Below are 17,682 nucleotides of genomic sequence, written 5' to 3'. Positions count from 1 at the left end.
CAGGAGGGCGCGCATGGCCGAAGGGCAGCTTGACACCGTGCAGACCGAAGAGGCGCGGATCGAGATCGAGGTCGTGTCCTCGCTCTCGCAGATCGCCCCGGCCGAATGGGATGCCTGCGCCTGCCCCGAAACCGGGGATGGCGGGCGGCCAGAGGATCCGTTCACCACCCATCGCTTCCTGAAGGCGCTGGAAGACAGCGGCTCGGTCGGCCCCGGCACCGGCTGGCATCCCCAGTATCTGGTGGCCCGGCAGCGCGGCACGATCCTTGCCGTCGCGCCGCTTTACGCCAAGACCCACAGCCAGGGCGAATACATCTTCGACCACAACTGGGCCCATGCCTATGACCGGGCGGGCGGGCGCTATTATCCCAAGCTTCAGATCGCCGTGCCCTTCACCCCCGCGACGGGGCGGCGCTTGCTGGTGCGTCCCGAGGCGGGACACACGGGCATGGCGGCGCTGGTGCAGGGCGCGGTGGAACTGGCGGCGCGCAACCGGCTGTCCTCGGTCCATGTCACCTTCTGCACCGAGGCCGAGGCGATGGCCGGGGCCGAAATGGGCCTGATGCACCGCGTCACCCAGCAATTCCACTGGGAAAACCGCGGTTATGCCGATTTCGATGCCTTCCTCGCCGACCTCTCGTCGCGCAAGCGCAAGAATATCCGCAAGGAACGCGCGACGGCGCAGGGTTTTGGCGGAGAAATTCGCCACTATGCGGGCGACGCGATCCGGCCCGAGCATTGGGACGCGTTCTGGCGCTTCTACCAGGACACCGGCGCGCGCAAATGGGGCACCCCCTACCTGACGCGCGCCTTCTTTGACCACGCACAGGAAACGCTGCGCGACGACATGCTGCTGGTGCTGGCCGAACGCGACGGCCGACCCGTGGCCGGGGCGCTGAATTTCATTGGCCGCAAAAGGCTTTACGGGCGCTACTGGGGCTGCATCGAGGACCACCCCTGCCTGCATTTCGAACTGTGCTATTATCAGGCCATCGACCATGCCATCGCCCGGGGCCTTGCCACCGTCGAGGCGGGGGCGCAGGGGGCGCATAAGCTGGCGCGGGGGTATTTGCCGGTGGCGACCAACTCGTTGCACTGGATCGCGGATCCGGGATTGCGGGGGGCAGTTGCCAAATATCTGCGGGCCGAACGGGAGGCCGTCGAGGAGGAGATCGAGGTGCTGACCGAGTACGGGCCGTTTCGCAGGGTCACGACGGAGGAGACATGACCGACACACTGACCGGGGACGCGCGGACACAGGCATTGGCGCCGCTGCTGGCGGCGGGCTGGGTGCTGGACGAGGGCCGGGATGCCCTTGAAAAGACGTTCGAGTTCAAGAACTTCGTCGAGGCGTTCGGGTTCATGGCGCGGGTCGCGCTCTGGGCCGAGAAGCTGGATCACCACCCCGAATGGCGCAATGTCTACCGCCGCGTCGAGGTGGTGCTGACCACTCATGACGCGGGCGGGTTGACCGCGCGGGACGTGGACCTGGCCCGCCGGATGGACGCGCTGGCCGGAACGGCGTGACCGTCCGGACCGGCCGGAGGGGCCGGTTTCGGGAAATCGGAAAATCATCGGACTTCCATCGGACTTTCATCGGACCTTTTGCGGGCGTCCGCCCGACGGCCGACGCTCCCCGGCTGATGCCGACGGCAGGGCATCGGCCCTGAGCCGCGCGCGGGACCGGGCTGCCCGGCGGGGGGCCTGTTCCGCGGGATGAGGAGGACGCGGCAGAGGACCGGCGGCGTCTTATTCGGACCCTTGGGAGCGCGTCGGGCGATGACGCGGTGGCGCCATCCTGCGATGCGACGGGAAAGGCGAGATCGGTCCCGAAGGCCGGCGGCGCGGGACGGGCCTCGGGCAGGCGGGCCGCGGGGCCATGCCTGCGCGGGTTCACGAATGTTTGCATCACGAAATTGCGTGTCGATTTCTGAACCGATCGTTCTTTTAAATCCGACCGGGACCATGCGGGAGCGCCATGCCATGCGGGACGGGATCGGGGATGAAACGCGCCTGCGGACGTTGCTTGCCGCGGGCGACCGGGCCGCGTTCGAGCGGCTTTATCGCCAGCATAACGGCGCGATGATCCGGGTCTGCACCGCGATCGTCGGCAACCGGGCCGCGGCGGAAGAGGTCGTGCAGGATGGCTGGATCGCGATCCTGCAGAATATCGGCGGGTTCGAGGGCCGCGCGTCGCTGGCCGGATGGATGTTCGCCATCGTCCTCAACAAGGCGAAAAGCCGTGCGCGGCGGGACGGACGGTCGGTGTCCTTCGACGCGGGCGGCGAGGAGAACAGCCTGGCCGCCGCCTTCGACGGGCGCGGGCGGTGGAAGGACATGCCCGAGCTTTGGGACGAGGTCACGCCCGAGCGGATACTGGCCGGGCGCCGGGTGCTGGACCATGTCACCGCCGCCATCGAGGCCCTGCCCCCGGCCCAGCGCGCCGTCATCGTGCTGCGCGGCCAGCAGGGGCTGGACGCGGCCGAGGTCTGCGCGGCGCTGGGGATCAGCGAAGGGAACATGCGGGTCCTGCTGCATCGCGCGCGGCTGGCGGTGCGGGCGGCACTTGACGATCTGCTGTAGCATCCCGTTGCGGGGGCGGGTCGGGGATGGCGTGTAACGGAACGCGGGATCGGGAGTCTTCCCGGCAACCGGATGGAAGGCAGGGACTGGCCCGATGTTGAACTGCAAGGACGTCGCCGCACGCGCCAGCGCGTTGATCGACGGCGAGTTGAGCGGTTGGCAGGCCATGCAGATGCGCCTGCATCTGGCGATGTGCCGGGGGTGCAGCGCCTTTGTCGGCCAGATCCGGCAGACCCGCGATCTGACCGAGGCGGCCCTGCGGGAGGGGACGGCGCATGCGGGCGATGATGCGCGGCTGGCCGCGATCCTTGCGCGCCTTCCGGATCAGCGCCGGGGGGGCTGAATGCGCGGCGGCCCGGCCGGTTTCAGCGCGCGCCCGGCCGAAGCAGGGCGGCCTGCGCGGCGCGGGCGACGGGCGCAAGTTCACCGGCCCCGGCGCCCGAGCGGGCGCGCAGCATCAGGCCGCGGGCGACGGCGGCGGCCAGTCCCGCCGCCGCCGGGGCGCCGGTCTCGCCCGCCTCGTCCCATCCGGCGGCGCGGAAGCGGGCCGCCAGCCGGGCCTCCATCCCGTCATAGCGCCGGGCCAGTTCGGCGCGGAAGGCCGGGTTCGCCCCGGCGGCATCGGCCAGCACGCAGGAGATCAGGCAGCCGGGTGTCCCGGGGTCGGCCGTGGCCAGCGCGATCACCTGCTCGAAGAAGGCGGCCAGATCCTCGGCCAGCGTGCCACAGGGCCCCAGAGCGGCCACCACCGGCACGATCCGCGTCTCGACATATTGGCCGATGGCGGCCAGGAACAGCCCCTGCTTGTCGCCGTAGAGATGGTAGAGGCTTGCCCGCGGCATCCGCATCGCGCGGCAGAGCCTGTCGATCGAGGCGCCGTCATAGCCCGCGGCCCAGAACACGCGGATCGCCGCGTCAAGCGCCGCGCGCTCGTCGAACTGGCGGGGTCGGCCGCGCGGGCGCGGGTCTGCGATGCTGGGGCTGTCTCCTGGGGCCATCCTGCCAAGATAGGCAGGGCGGCGGTCGGGACAATCCGCTTTCCGCGCGGCGCCGGTCGGGTTGGGCCGTCACGCGGCCTGCGCGGCGGCGGGGTGCGGCCGCGGCCTGCCGGGGTCCAGCCCCAGCAGGTGGTCGAGCGAGGCCCGCCCCGGCCCGCCTGCGACGAGTGCCAGCAGCGCGGCGGCCCAGAGGCCGTGGGTGATCCAGGCGCCGGGATAGACGAAGATCTGGATCACCGCCGTCATGGCCAGCAATCCCAGCGCCGAGAACCGGGTGAAAAGGCCGAGGATCAGCAGGACCGGCAGCACATGCTCGGCGAGGGTGGCCAGAACGGCGGCCAGTTCGTGCGGGATGACCGGAAGCGCGTATTCATGCTCGAACAGGAACCAGGTGGAGTCCCTGATCGAGAACAGCCCGTCGACCTTGGTGCGGCCCGATTGCAGGAAGACCATCGCCGGGAAGAGGCGCAGCCCGAGGGCGACGAGATCATTCGGAACATGGGCAAGCGCCCGGTTCAGGCTGCGGATCAGGGGTTTCATCGTCGGTCCTCCCGGGGGTGATGAGGGCGCCCGCCTGCATCAGGCGGACGAGGATGGGCTGGGGGTCATGCGCTTGCTGGGCCGTGGCGGCACGGCGCGCGGCGGCGGTCAGCGGGGCGCCGGTGCGCAGGGCCTCGACCAGCGCGGCATCGCCCGGGCAGATGGCGGCGACCGGCACGTCGAAGCGGGTATCGCGCAGGATCAGGGCGGTCTCGGCCGCGGGGGGGAACGGGCCGCTTGGGTCGCGGCCGGGCTGGTTCGCGGCCCAGATCGACACCGCCGGATGCGCAAGCCGCAGCACCTGCACCGAGGGGTGAAGGCAGAGCCGCAGGCGGGACGGATCGGCCCCGGCCAGCGCCGCGGGCGGCAGGGGGGGCCGGTCGGCGGCATGGAAGGCGCGGCCGCGGGCATGCTCGATCCGGGCGATGTCGGCCAGGTAGGGATGGGCCGCCAGCGGCGGGAAGGTTTCCAGAAACCCGGGCAGCTCCGCGCCCCAGTCCAGCAGAACGGGCGAGCGCGGCCGGTGGGTTTCGGCAAAGACCCGGGCCATCGCGCGGAAGAAGTCTTCGCCCAGCAGCCGCCGGATCACCGGGAAGCGGGCGGCCAGCGCGTCGATCAGGCCGACGGCGACGTTGTTGCGGTAGACCGCGAAGCGGCGCGCGGCCTCGTCCGGCGGGGTGGCGGTCAGGCCCGGTGGCAGCGTGCCGTCCCGCAGCCCGGCGGCGAAGCGGGCGGTGAAGTCAGGATGCGCGGGCAAGGCCCTGCCCCCCGCCATCCAGGATCGCCTGCGCCCGGTCGGCCTCGGCGGCGAGCACGGGCCAGTCGGGCAGGTCGTTGTCCCATTCGACCAGCGTGGGCCGAGGACCGATGCGCGCGATCACTTCGGCGTAAAGCGTCCAGACCGGGTCGGCGACGGGGCTGCCATGGGCGTCGATCAGCAGCGGGCCGGTGGGCAGATCCTCGCTGTCATGGCCGCCCAGATGGATCTCGCCCACCCGATCCATCGGGAAGGCGGCAAGATAGGCCCGCGGATCGGTGCGGTGATTGCTGGCCGAGACGAAGACATTGTTGATGTCGAGCAACAGCCCGCAGCCGGTGCGGCGGCTGATCTCGGCCAGGAAGTCGACCTCGGGGATCGTCGATTGCGCGAAGAGCACACAGGTCGCGGGGTTTTCCAGCAGCATGCGCCGCCCCAGCGCCTGTTGGACCGCGTCGACATGGTCGCAGACGATGGCCAGCGTTTCCCAGGCATAGGGCAGCGGCAGCAGGTCGTTGAGATACTCGGTCCCGTGGCTTGACCAGGCGAGATGCTCGGAGAAGCTTTCGGGCTGGTAGCGGTCGATCAGTGCCCGCAGGCGTGCGAGGTGATCGGCATCGAGCGGCCCGGCCCCGCCGATGGACAGCCCGACCCCGTGCAGCGAGATCGGAAAATCCGCGCGCAGGGCGGCCAGCTGGGCATGGGGCAGGCCGCCCGCGCCCATGTAGTTCTCGGCATGGACCTCGAAAAAGCCGATGCGGGCGGCGGTTTCGCGGATCGCCGCGAAATGCTGCGGCTTGAAGCCGACACCGGCGGCATTGGGGAGAACGGTCATCTCGGACCCTCGCGGCTGGGATGGACGGGGCGGGCCTGCGACCCGCCCCGCAGGATCAGGACGGGATGTCGCGGGTCAGCGGTTCCAGCGCGCCCATGCGATCACCCGGCAATTCGATCTGGGTGCAGGTGCCGGTGGGCACCAGCGTCCAGGCATTGCCCTGGTAATCGACCTTCGACGTGCCCGCGCAGGTCGTGCCGGGGCCGGCCGCGCAGTCGTTCTGCCCGGCCAGTGACACGCCGTAGCATTTCTCCATCTCCTGGGCATGGGCCGGGGCGGTTGCCATCACGCTCAGCGCACAGGCCAGCGATGCGCCAAGCCCGAGGGTCGGTTTCATAATGTCCATCTCTCTCTCCTTGTCAGACCAGTCCGGGCCGGTTGCGGCCCGTGCCGATGCGACCCTCGGGGAGCCCGGGTGTTACAGCCCTCGCGAAACCGTGTTCCGGCGAGAGCGGGCAAGGGGGGGCCGGGAGATCGGGATGGTCAGGGCGCCGCGATGGCGGTGCAGGCGAGGGTCAGGTTGCGCAGGCGCAGGATCGGCGGGCCGCCGGACGCCGCGCCGCTGAACAGCGACAGATCAAGGCCAAGCGACGCCTCGGCCCAGAGATCGGGGCGGGTCGTGGGTGTGATGTCCATCGCGGCGAGCCAGCGGGTGATGTCCTGCGCCACCTCGTCGAGGAAGGCGGGCGGGGCCGGGTCCGATGCGCCCAGCGTGACGGCGGTGGGCAGGCGCAGGAGCACCGGCAACCGCACCGGCGGCAGGGCAAGCGTCGCGGGGCCGCTGGCGGTCAGGGGCAGGTCGAAGCCGACGGCAAGCTGAACCATGCCCTCCAGCGTCTCGCCCGTGCCGCTGCCCGTGACCAGCGCGGCGTGCAGCGCGGCAAGATGGGCCGCCAGCGGGCGCGGCTTGCCCGGCGCCCCGGCAAGGTCCGCGATGTCGATCGGGGTGGCGATGTCGAGTTGCGGGGCGACCGGGGTGGGATAGCGGACCCAGTCGGTCGCGTAGCGGAACGCCTCCTGGAAGCGGGCATTGCGAAGGATCTGCATCGCCATCGTGCCGTCCTGCCGGTCGATCACGTTCAGCGCGCTGCCGAAGGGAGCGCCCTTGTCCGCCGGGGCGACGATGACGCGGCGTTCGGCCAGCGCGCGGCCCTGCTCCTCGGTCAGCGGCTTGCCGGTCTGCGCGTCGAGATAGGTGTAGCTGGCGGAACTGGCGTCCTTTGCCGCGACCTGCGTGCGGTAGCCGTCGATCCCGATCATCGGCAGGATGTCGAGATCCGCGGCGCCCTTGTCGCTGATGCTGATCCGGGTCATCCATGGATCGCCCGGCTTCTGCACCCCGTCCTCGATGGCGAAGCGGCGGCTGCGGCGGACAAGGCCCGTGGCCTCGATCTCGGCAAACGCCTCGGGCATGATCGGGGACCAGCCGCTGTCGGCGATGTCCTGCGCCAGTGTCGCGAAGCTGTCGAGCGCGGCCTTGAGCACCGGGTTGTCCGCGCGGTCGGGGCTGCGGATGGCGGCAAGGCCCTGGGCGACGAACAGCGCCTGAAGCTCGGGCAGCAGCCGGTCGAAGGCGATCAGCGCGTCGATCACGTCGAGGCCGGTTGCGAACAGCAGGCCCTGCCGGTTGCCCTGGTTGACCGTCACCTCAAGCTCGACCCGGTCCTGGGCGACGAAGCCGTGGCGATAGCTGCCGTCCAGCGCCCAGGACTTGGCCAGCGCCAGCGTTTCGGCCGCGGTCTTGGGCAGCGCGCCCGGATCAAGCAGGCCGCGGGCCTGTTGCTGGCCAAGGTCGGGCGGCGTGGGGAAGGCGCGCAGCGGGATCGGGAACGCGACCTCGCCGATGGCCAGCGGCGCGGGCGGGTCGAGGAAGCTGAGCCAGCCGCCGCTGGTATAGACCGTCTCGCCGATGCGGACCTCGCTCAGGTCATGCTCGATGGCGCCGATGGTGAAGGTCAGATCGGCGGTGAAGGTCGAACTGAGCGTCTTGTTGCGGGCGAAAAGACCGATGGCCATGGGGCCGCCCGAGGGTGTCATCGCGGCCTTGCCCCCGGTGAGCGAATAATTGTCCGTTGTCGGGGGCGCGTTTTTCGGGCCGGTGCCGGGCGAGGGCTGGCCGAAAAGGTTCATCGGCTGGGGGCTGGCGAGCCCGCCAAGCGCGGTCTTCAGGTCCAGCACCGCGACCGAGGCCATCTCGTAGAAATTGCCCATCTCGATCAGGCATTCCTGCCGGTAGCGGTCCTTCGCGGCGGCCAGCGCGGCGTCACCGGCCGGGGCGGTGTCGGTTCCGTCGAGGCGGATCTCGGTCACGAAGGCGACCAGCTTTTCGACGATGGCCTTCTTGGCCGCGGCAAGCCGGTTCAGCGCCTCGCGGTTCACCAGCGCCACCGGGACCGCCAGTTGTGGCGCGAACATGCCGTCGAGCGCGGCAAGCACGCGGCGCATCACCGCGTCGATGTCGATGTCGCGCGCGGCGACCTGCGTGCCCGGGGGCGGCGACAGCGTGCCGTCGGCGGCAAGCGTCGGGACCTGCACATTGCGCGAGATCAGCCGGTTGGACAGCGGGCGCGGGGCGAAACAGGCGGGCGGCGTGGCGGTGTCGAAACGCGGCGCGATCCCGGTCTTGCCGTAGCGCAGCACCCAGAGCTGGCGGCCGCTGTCGGCGGAACTGGCCGTGCGGTTGGCCCCGGCGGCCAGAACCCGGTCCTGTGCGGCGAAGGCGGCGTTGAACCCCGCCTTGAACGCATCGAGCGAGAGCGGCGCGGCGGGTTGACCCTGTGCGCCCGCCGCATCGGTGCGGGGCGGCAGCGGGACGGTGACGCTGCGCACCGCGCTGTCGGCGGGCACGTCCGGGGCAAAGGGGCCGGACCGCGCGATGGTCAGGCTGGCGGTCAGGGGCAGCGCGAGGTCGGGGGCCAGCCCCTTTACGTCGATGGCCGCCGAAAGGGGGGTCAGCACCTGTTCGGGCGGCGGCGCGGCGGGCGGCGCGGTCAGGATGGGGGCGGCGAGGATCGCCTTGTAGGCGGTCAGCAGGTTCGCGGCGAGCGTCGCGGCCTCGACCGGCAGCGCCGCGCCGGGCACGAGGCTGGTGGCGAGCGTCAGCGAAACCTGTTCGCGGCCCTCGATCGCGGCGATCTGGTAATACGCGGCGGCATAGGCCGCGAGGTCGGCCGATCTGCGTTGCTGCGCGGGTTCGCCTGCCGGGTAGACCGGCGGGGTCAGGACGGGTGTCACCACCAGACGGGGCGTCTTCCCGCCCTCGAAGGCATAGCTGAAGGACAGATAGGGCAGCCGGGTCGGGGCGATCAGCGGATCGTCATAGGCAGGCGACAGCGTGCCGCCATCGTCGTAGCCCGCCCAGAGATTGCCGAACAGATCGACGCGGGCAAGGCCGAGATCGACGCGCTTGCCCATCGCGGCATAGGGGTTGTCCGCCTCGGGCAGCGCGCCGCCATCGGCCACGGCATGCAGGTTGCCCGCATGGGGCACCAGCGGGAAGCTGTGGCGATAGACCAGATCATCGCCATCCTGCGCGGCCTTGTCGGGGCCGAAGACCGTTGCCTCGCCATCGGGCAGGGGCGTGCCGTCGATGGCCGTGATCCGGCCCGCGTAGAGGTTGTAAAGCTGGTCCAGCGCCGCGCCCAGATCGGCGGCGCCGGGCTCGGCGGGCCTGCTGCGCGTAAGCTGGATGGCCAGTTGGCCGGGCAGGGTCAGCGGATGCGCATCGTTCAGGCTGTCGGACGCGACGAACAGGGCGTCGCCGGGCGTCAGGCCGCTGCCCAGCACCGCGTTGACATAGGGGGCGAGTGGCACGGGCCCCGTGCCCGGATGTACGAGCCCGATCACCAGCGTCAGCGTGGCCCGCCCGCCGGATCCGAACAGCGCCGCGGGCAGGCCGCTTCCGTCGCCCGCATGGCAGAGGAAATAGCCGCCCGAATTGGTCACGCCCCCGCTCCAGAGCTTGCCGAGAAAGCCAAGGGCCTGTTTTGGATCGGGGGGCGCGGCGCCCGCGCTTTCCAGCGCCATGACGACCTGCGGCGGGCGCGTCTCGGTCGAGAAATTGCTTTGCACGAGGAAGGTATCGGTGAAGTCGATATCCCCCAGCGTCAGGCTTGCCGCCTGCCCCGCCGGGCCGGTGCGATAGCCCAGCCGCAGCGCCGAGACGCGGGCCGTGGGCGTCGGGGCCGACAGATCGGCAATCAGCCGTTGCAGCAGGGCCAGCCCCTTCTGGTTCACGCTGGCCAGCGCATAGGTGTTGCCAAGGTATTCGGGCGATTTCGGATCGGCCGCGCCGGGCAGCGGGATCCGCGCGACGTCGAAATCGAGGGCGAGCGCCCAGTCGAAATCGGCGGCGGGAACCGGGGTGCCCTCGGCCTCGGGGTCGCCATCGGGCAGCGTGAACAGCCCGAAGGCCGCGGTGGGGGCGCGCGAGAGCAGGTCGGTCAGGGCGGGCGGCAGGCGCCAGACGGTTCCGCCGCCGGTCGCGGCGATCCCGGCGGGCAGGGCAAAGCGCAGCGGCCTGATATCGAAGGCGGGCTGGAGCGTGAGCGCGGGTTTCGGGTCGGGCAGATCCGGCGCGGCGGGCAGCGCGGCGGGTGCCTTGACCAGCGGTTCGGCATCGGCGCTGGAAAAGGCGAGGCTCTCGCCGCCGCCCTCGATCCGGACATTCCACAGCGCCTGGTCGGCGGCGGGCAGGCCGACGCCGAGGACAAGCGTATCGGCCGCCATGTCGCCCGCGCCCAGAACCGCCTGCTGGCCCGTCAGCGCGTAAAGCGGGTGTAGCGAACCGTCCGCCGCGGGCTGGCGCGTGCCATGCAGCATGAAGCGCGAGGTCAGGCCCGAGATCCCGGCAAGGGCGGGGGACAGGCGGGACAGGATCGCGGCGATCTGCGGGGACGGCCCGGCTTCGGGGAACAGCTCGGTCGCGTCATGGGCCTGTTGCAGCCCGGCGCGCAGGGCAACCGTGACGTAGTCGGCCAACACCTCCTCGACCGGCGCGGAGGGCGGGGTTGCCGGAAGCGGTTCGCCCAGGTGGGCCAGCGCTCGGGACGGCAGCGGCCCGGTCGGGGAGGCGGTCCCGCGCGGGGTCTGTTCCAAGGGAACCGCGGGCCCGGTGCCGAGCGTTAGGGTGATTTTCATGCCGGGCAGGGCGGGGAAGAAGCCCACGCCCAGCGTCTGGCCGTCGGCGGGTGTCGTCGGCTTGCCGATGCGGGTTTCGAACCCGGCCTTGAACAGGGCCTGGATCTCGGCCAGGCCGGGCCGGTCGCCACGGGCGAGCGTGGCCAGCAGCGCGGCGATGTCGTCGCGCGTGACGGTGGTCTTGTCCACCACCGACTGGTCGGCCGCGGCACCGCCCGGCTGCGCCTGCCCCGAGGCCGCGAACAGGCCCCAGCGCATGAGCCCGGTCAGGAAGGCGGCGTAGGAGCCGTCCCCCGCATCGGCGGTTCCGGGGGCTGCCATGGGGTTCGACAGCGCAAGCTGGGCGACCTGGATCCAGCGATCCGTGGCGTGGGCGGCGTCGGTATAGTCCAGCCCCGCGCTGAGGGCCGGAAGGACATATACGGTCAGCGGCACCGGCCCGCCGGTCGGCGCGACCGGCTGCCAGACGGGGGGCGGGGCGGTGCCGGACAGGGCGAACATTTCCAGCGTCAACGCATCGTCCCAGAGGGCATGGGTATCCTGTCCGAATGTCGCCGAGCCGTGGACCACCATGCTGAACGACAGGTGGATCGAGATCCGGAACAGGAACAGGTTGATGACCACCGTCACCCGGACATCGACGCCCGCGGCAAAGGCAACCTCGGTCGCGCGATGCGCGATGATGCGCATGTCGGCGCGCACGAAGATCCGGACTTCGAGCGTGGCCTTGATGATGGCGAAGTCGATCGCCCCGACAAGCTGGCCGAAGACCGCGACCGTCGCGCGCACGTCGTAGAACTCGTCCGTCTGGCCGCTGGCGAAGTCGTGATAGGTGGCGAAGGTGCCCTGGAACAGGCCCTGCACCATCACCGCGAACCGCGCGCTGAGCGGCCCGCTTTCGAACCCCTTCTGGATGCCGACCTGAAGCCCGATGCCGATCTCGGTGACCGGGCTGAAGATGCCCTTGTCCTGTGGCACCTGCGGCAGGCCCTTGGGGTCGAGCCCGTCGAGTTTCGCGTAGTAGAACCCGGCCGCGCCCGAATAGATCTCGACCGTCAGCGACAGGGATTTCGAGAAATCGAGGTCATGGGGGAAGCCCACGTCGATCTTGAAATCGCCATTGGTGTAGATCGCGAGGTAGAAGGACGGCAGCGTCATCTCGAACGCGCCGAAATTGATGCTCTGGATGCTTTTCGGAAGGGTCAGCGTGCCCTCGTAGACGCCGACCGCGTCGGTGACCTTGCGATAGAGCACCTCGGCATAAAGCCCGTCGAGGACGTTCAGCTTGTCGTTCTTGCCCTTGGTGACAGTGATCAGGACGCCGTAGATGTCGGGGTCGTTGAACACGAATTCGAGGTCGGCCTGGCCGAGGATCCGGGCATGCGCCGCGAACAGCCAGCCCGCGTTCGGGTCGAAATGCATAAGCGCGGGCGGGCCGGTCCAGGACGAGGCGGCCAGCGACTTGCCGACCGTCCCGACGGCATCGGCGATACCGCTGGGCACGGTGTCGAAGGCGAAATGCTGGCCCGCGGCGGCGGTGCGGATCTCGACCAGCGCGCCGCCCTTTCCGGGGATCTCGGGCGGGGTTTCGGTCGCGGGATCCCAGGCGAGCGCGCTGCCGCCGGGCAGCCGGCCGGTCAGTTCGATGGTGATCCCGCTCTTGCCGCCCGTGGCCGCCGCGCGGGTATAGACCAGCGAGATGCCGTCGATCCTGAAGGCGAGGAAATCGAGGCCGATCTGGCCCAGCGTCAGCGTGACCGCGCCGGTCTTGGTATCCATCGCAAGCGCGAGGTCCTTGGGCAGCCTGATCTGTTTGAGGATGTCGTCCCAAGGTTCGGGCACGACGTAGTAGCGTTGTCCGGTGGCCGAGCCGACGAACCAGGCGATCATCATCGCAAGGTTCACCTCGGCCTCCAGCGTCAGCGCCAGCTTGCCGGTGCTGTCATAGCTGCCGGCGATCTTGAGCGGTTGGCGGTCGATGATCGCGTCGATGCGGGCGCGGATGGTATAGGCCTGTTGCGCGTCCTTGCCCTCGGTCAGGTCAAGCGAGAGGTCGAAATGGAAGCCGTCCATGTCGAACGTGGCGGTGAACAGCTTGTGCTTCTCGGTCAGGTCGATGGACAGGGTTGCGCGGAGTCCGCCCGCCAGTTGCCATGTGCCGTCGAACGCGCCCTTGAGCCGGTAGGCCGTGGCGCCCTGACCGTCGCGGGTGTAGCGGGCAGAAAGCTCGGCGACCGACAGATGGCCGATCTCGTCGGGGAGGCGGGCGGCGCTGCCGGGCACGAACAGTTCGGCCAGATCGGCGATCCCGATCAGCGGCAGGGGCGGCGGCGTCTGGCCGGGATGCAGGCGTTGCCATGTATCGGCCACGTTGATCGCACCGGCAAAGACCCAGGTGCTGCCCGGGGCCGCCGCCTTGCCCTTGGGTTTCTGGCGGTCGTCCTTGTAGCTGGCGGCGATGTCGAAGCTCAGCGCCTCCATCACCAGGAACTGGCCCTTGATCGCGACATCGGTCCGGGTCGCGGAATAGGCGCAGTCAAGGCTGGCCTCGGCCAGGGACAGCAGCGCCCTGGCGCCGTCGCCCTGCACCAGCACCAGCGCCGCGCCGGTCTGGGTGACCAGCTTGGCCTTGATCGAGCCCGATTTCGTCGGCACCACGACTACGAAATCCAGATCCTTCAGCGTGAGGCTGTTCAGGAAATCCTGCGCGTGCAGCCCGAAATCCGTCAGGAAATCGGCCAGCACCAGCGTCTTGCCTGCGGGCTGGGCGATCTCGATCCGGCCGTCGGGATAGCTGCCGGTCACGTCGAGGGCCAGTTTCGCGATATCGACCGCGCCCGCCGAGCTTGCGATCAGGCTGCGGTCGGGGCCGGTCGGCTTGTCGAGGCCCACATTCAGCCCGGTGATCCCGACCGTAAAGTTTTCGGTCCCGATCCGGGCGATGGTCCAGTGCAACCCGTCGAAGGCCGTGCCGGACTTGGCCCCGAAGCCAAGCGCGCAGGTCACAGCGCCGATGGTCCTGGTCCTGGTCAACAGCGTGATCGTGACCGTTTCAAGCGTGACATAGGGCGTGTGCGGTTGCGGGGCGGGGGGTGGCAGCAGGCCGGGGGGCAGCAGGCCCAGCAGATCGGCGCCCTGCACGATCCCGGCAAGCTGGTAGACCGAGGACAGCTCCAGCCCCAGCGTGACCTCGACCTCGGTTTTCTCGGCCTTGGGATCCTTGGCGATCTTGATGAGCCTGTCGAAATCCAGCGCGAGCGCGCGGCCGGTCTGGATCGCGGCCCGGATGTCGTCCTCGAACCCCGTGCTCATTTGCCCGCCTCGCGCGCCTGGTAGCCGCCGACCCAGCCCAGGATCGGATTGACCGCCTCGCCCGTGCTGGTCCCGCCCATCAGGTAGACATTGGTGGTGCCCGCGGGCGGGAAGGACAGCATCAGCACCGACAGCCCGATGCTTTCGAAGATCATCACGAACAGGTCGGACTCGGGCGAGGCGTCGCTGCGCCGGATCCGGTTCAGCAGAACGTCCCGCGCGCCGAATTTCACCACGCCCTCGATGTCGAAGCTCAGCGCGATGCCGTCCGGTCCCGACAGCCGGAAAAGCGGCGCGATATCGGGCTGCCCTGCGCCATCGGGTTGCCAGGCCAGCAGCAATTCGGCCGCGATCACCGCCTTGCCCGCCAGCGCGCCGCTTGCGCCAAGCGTCATCTCGAAGGCCAGCGCGTGCCATGGCCCGCTATCCAGATCGGCCGCCGACACGCCCGCGGGGGCGGTGGTGTGCAGCACCCGGTAGCCAAGGCTTTCGGGCGGGGCGGTCGCCGCGCCCGAGCGGAAGCCCTTGATCCGGAGCGGAAAGGCCGCCAGCAGCGAGCCGGTGCGCACGAGGTTTTCATCCGTGTCCGCGGCCTGCCCGGCGTCGATCTGCCTGAGCCCCAGATCCTCGAATACCAGCCCGTCGGTGCGGAAGGCAAAGCTGCGGTCGAACACGGTCTTGCCGCCCGGGGGCTGCGCGGGGGCGGGGGTCAGGCGCATCTCGATGGCGAGGTTCTGGAAGGCCAGCCGTTCGAAGGACAGAAGGTCGAAAGCCGGGTCCGCCAGCAGGCCGAGACTGCCCCACATCCCGAACCGCGCGACATAACCCGCGCCGGGCTGCGATGTGACCGCCATCGTGGCCTTTGTCACGGTCACGCGGTCCAGCGCATTGCCGGACAGGAAGAACTGGCCCGCGCTGCCCGGCGCGGTGGCGAAGGTGTAGCTGGGAACGCCGTTCGTCGTCCTGTAGGTGCCGATCAGTATCAGCGTGTTGCGGGCGGTCTGGCCGTCCGGGGCGGCGGCCAGCACCCGGTCGCCGAACAGCCGGTTCGCGACGATCAGCGAGCGGTTCGAGAAATGCGTCAGCCGCGCATCCTCGAACACCGCTTCCAGCGTCAGCACGCGGAAATCGAAATCGTCCGGCGTGGGCAGATAGGCGATGTCGTCCTGCGCCCCGCGATAGGCCGGGTCGGTATAGCGGATCAGCCCGAAGACCGAACTGTTCAGCGCGAAGTCGCCGCCTGCCTTGGGGGCCACATGGTTGACGAGGTTGCCGATATGATGCGCGGCGAACAGGCTGTCGTCGATGCCGGCCAGCAGCGCCTCGATCTCGGGGGCGAGGGCGGCGGGATCGACGCCCACGTTCAGCGCCAGCACCCCGTTCCAGTCCGGATCGTCGATCAACGCGCAGAAGGCGCCAAGGCTTGCCACGCCGCGCCCGCCGTCATGGATCCGGCGTGCCTCGTCCAGATAGGCGGTCAGCCAGGCCGAGAGATAGGCGCCCTCGGGATCGGCCTCGCTGTTGAAGGCCGCGGTTCCGGTCCAGAGGTCCGGCGTGGCGGCCAGTTGCGCGAGCGAGGCGCTGGCCGACTTGAAGATCAGCACGTTGCGATAGCTGCCGATCGTGGTGTTGACCGACAGATCCAGGTCGAATTCCCAGCCGCTCATCCGGATTTTCGGGGTGAAGCGGCCGAGATTGCCGCGGTCCTGCGTCATCACCACGAATTGCTGGTTGGTCAGGAACGCGTCCTGCAAGGCATCGGGCAGCGCCTTGCCCGGGTCTGCCTCGAACCGGATCGCGACCTGGGTCTCGGGGCCCTGCATCGCGGCCACGTCAAGCGCGGTCCATTGCCCGTTCCGGAACGTCGCCTTGTGGCCCTGCGGCGTCACCGCGCAGGTGGTGGCCCCGGCCATCGTGGCGGCCTGTCCCGTCGCCGCGGCGGCGATCGCGGCGCGGCGCGCGGGGTTGAGGTGGTGCAGCTCGAACGCGCGGACCAGCGCGGGATCCTGCGCGGCGCCGAGCCCCGGCATCGCCGCGTAGGGCAGGGCGGGAAAGAAGGCCGAGGCCGCGCCCGGGGCCAGCGCGATCCGGCTGAGCGGCAGATAGCCCAGTTGAAGCGGATCGGACCCCGCCGATCCGGGGGCGAAGAAGGGCGAATTGTCGGGTTCGCTGACATAGGCGCGGGGGGCCGTGTCGGCGCGGATCGTCATCTGCGCGGTGGTCGCGGCCCCGGCCGGATCCGCGGCAAAGACCGGGTCGGCGCTGCCGGGCGAGACGGTGATCGCGGCGGGCTGACCGGCGGAAAAGGCCATGCGGTCGCCCGCCTCCAGCGCGATGTATTCGACGCCCGACAGCCCGCACAGGAACGCGCTGTCGCCCGCCCCCGGGGGCGGCGAAGCGACGAACGGGCCGTCAAGCGTGAGGTAGCGCATGGCCCCGTTGCCGCGGTTGAAGACAAGCCGACTGCCGCCCCCGGGATCGGGGGCAAGGGCGATGGTGCCGCCGCCCCGGGTGCGGAAGGCCGACGCGAACCCCGCCCCGGCCGGGTCCAGCGCGAACCCGCTGCGCGCGGGGTCGAGCACCGCGTTGGGCGAGAGGCAGAGCGTGGCCGCATGCCCGTCCAGCCCGTCGGGCGCGTTCAGCGCCGGAGCGGCCAGCGGCCCGCGCGCGCCAAGCTCGTAGCGGAACCCGACCACAAGATCGGAAACCGGCATGGCCAGCGCGCCCACCGCCCGCAGGCAGCCCGCCGCGGCGCCCTGCGCGTCGATCTGGACCGCGGTGCCGGGCGGCACGCGGAACAGGGGCGGCGCGGGCTTGCCCTTGGGCGTGCCGCGCAGCAGGCCGAAACCGGCGTCGCAACTCAGCACGAGGCCGTCATCGGCGGCGTTGGCGTCTACCTCGATCTTCGCGCGCGCCCCGGCCGCCAGCCGCAGCGAGGCCGGTTGCGCGCCGTCCTCCAGCAGGACCAGCGGGCGGGTCTCGGGCGCGTCCAGCAGAACGGCGAAGCGTTTGGTCCGGCGGTCGACAAGCGGCACCATCGGCAGGGCGGCGACCGGCGCGGTGTCGGGCACCCAGGCCAGCGATGCCGCGCCGATGGCGGACCAGTCACAGGCTTCGAGTCCCGCGACGATATCCTTGATCTCGCCCTCGCCCAGCCCGGTCTCGAAGAAGACGAAGCTCTGCACGAAGTAGAGCATCGGGTTCTGGAGCATCTTGAGGTTATGCGAGAGATAGGCCAGCCGCGTGGTATCCTGCGGCGCGGGGGTATGGATGAAGATCCCGAACCAGCCCCCCGTCCGCGGCACGACCCCGTCCGGCGTCAGCAGGTAGAAATAGGATTTGGGGGCACGTTGTTCCCAGAAGGCGACCGCGAGCTTCACCTTCGCCCTCCCTCGAAGGCCCGGGGCGCGGCGGACCGGCATCCGGGGCAGGTGTGACGGACAGGAAACCTGGGCAACAGGAAAAGCACGCGCCCCGCCCTTTGCGGGCGTGTCGTCAATCCCCCCAAAGACGCAATT

The 17,682-nt window shown here is 70.2% G+C and carries 11 protein-coding genes; 4 read left to right on the top strand and 7 right to left on the bottom strand.

All coding sequences use genetic code 11. From position 1 onward, the window contains the following. The first annotated feature begins 13 nt into the window (after positions 1 to 13). From NHN26_RS01585 to NHN26_RS01570, 4 genes are all read left to right on the top strand, one after another. On the top strand, positions 14 to 1,228 hold the full coding sequence (locus tag NHN26_RS01585; RefSeq protein ID WP_253087767.1) for a GNAT family N-acetyltransferase: 1,215 nt from the start codon (positions 14 to 16) through the stop codon (positions 1,226 to 1,228). After that, entirely contained in the window at positions 1,225 to 1,527 is a 303-nt protein-coding gene (locus NHN26_RS01580) for a 4a-hydroxytetrahydrobiopterin dehydratase (protein ID WP_253087766.1), read from the top strand. The genes NHN26_RS01585 and NHN26_RS01580 overlap by 4 nt, the downstream gene beginning before the upstream one ends. Positions 1,528 to 1,965: 438 nt before the next feature. Next, the gene (locus tag NHN26_RS01575) at positions 1,966 to 2,583 is read left to right on the top strand and encodes an RNA polymerase sigma factor (RefSeq protein WP_253087765.1); all 618 of its coding nucleotides are present in this window, start codon (positions 1,966 to 1,968) and stop codon (positions 2,581 to 2,583) included. Between the two features lie 94 nt (positions 2,584 to 2,677). Further along, entirely contained in the window at positions 2,678 to 2,926 is a 249-nt protein-coding gene (locus tag NHN26_RS01570) for a zf-HC2 domain-containing protein (protein ID WP_253087764.1), read from the top strand. A 22-nt stretch (positions 2,927 to 2,948) separates the two neighbouring features. Here NHN26_RS01570 and NHN26_RS01565 read toward each other — a convergent pair whose 3' ends face one another. From NHN26_RS01565 to NHN26_RS01535, 7 genes are all read right to left on the bottom strand, one after another. After that, entirely contained in the window at positions 2,949 to 3,581 is a 633-nt protein-coding gene (locus NHN26_RS01565; RefSeq protein WP_253087763.1) for a TetR/AcrR family transcriptional regulator, read from the bottom strand. Positions 3,582 to 3,650: 69 nt separating this feature from the next. Next, positions 3,651 to 4,121, bottom strand: a complete 471-nt coding sequence (locus NHN26_RS01560) for a DoxX family protein (protein WP_253087762.1) — start codon at positions 4,119 to 4,121, stop codon at positions 3,651 to 3,653. Continuing rightward, positions 4,069 to 4,878 (bottom strand): HvfC/BufC N-terminal domain-containing protein, encoded by an 810-nt coding sequence (locus NHN26_RS01555; protein WP_253087761.1) that lies wholly within the window; start codon positions 4,876 to 4,878, stop codon positions 4,069 to 4,071. The genes NHN26_RS01560 and NHN26_RS01555 overlap by 53 nt, the downstream gene beginning before the upstream one ends. Beyond that, a complete protein-coding gene (gene bufB, locus NHN26_RS01550; protein WP_253087760.1) occupies positions 4,862 to 5,713 on the bottom strand; it encodes an MNIO family bufferin maturase in 852 nt (283 codons plus the stop codon). Before bufB ends, NHN26_RS01555 begins: the two co-directional genes overlap by 17 nt. Before the next feature lie 55 nt (positions 5,714 to 5,768). Then, positions 5,769 to 6,059: a BufA1 family periplasmic bufferin-type metallophore gene (locus tag NHN26_RS01545; protein ID WP_253087759.1), complete on the bottom strand. Its 291-nt coding sequence runs from the start codon at positions 6,057 to 6,059 to the stop codon at positions 5,769 to 5,771. 137 nt (positions 6,060 to 6,196) lie between these two features. Further along, complete coding sequence (locus tag NHN26_RS01540; RefSeq protein ID WP_253087758.1) at positions 6,197 to 14,164, bottom strand: hypothetical protein; 7,968 nt, start codon at positions 14,162 to 14,164, stop codon at positions 6,197 to 6,199. After that, positions 14,161 to 17,544, bottom strand: a complete 3,384-nt coding sequence (locus NHN26_RS01535; protein ID WP_253087757.1) for a hypothetical protein — start codon at positions 17,542 to 17,544, stop codon at positions 14,161 to 14,163. Before NHN26_RS01535 ends, NHN26_RS01540 begins: the two co-directional genes overlap by 4 nt. Between the last annotated feature and the right edge of the window lie 138 nt (positions 17,545 to 17,682).

Origin of the sequence: Rhodovulum tesquicola, assembly GCF_024128855.1 — a bacterium.
Taxonomy (GTDB): domain Bacteria; phylum Pseudomonadota; class Alphaproteobacteria; order Rhodobacterales; family Rhodobacteraceae; genus Rhodovulum; species Rhodovulum tesquicola.
The sequence above is the reverse complement of the archived record's forward strand: the minus strand, read 5'-3'. Positions and strand labels throughout refer to the sequence as shown.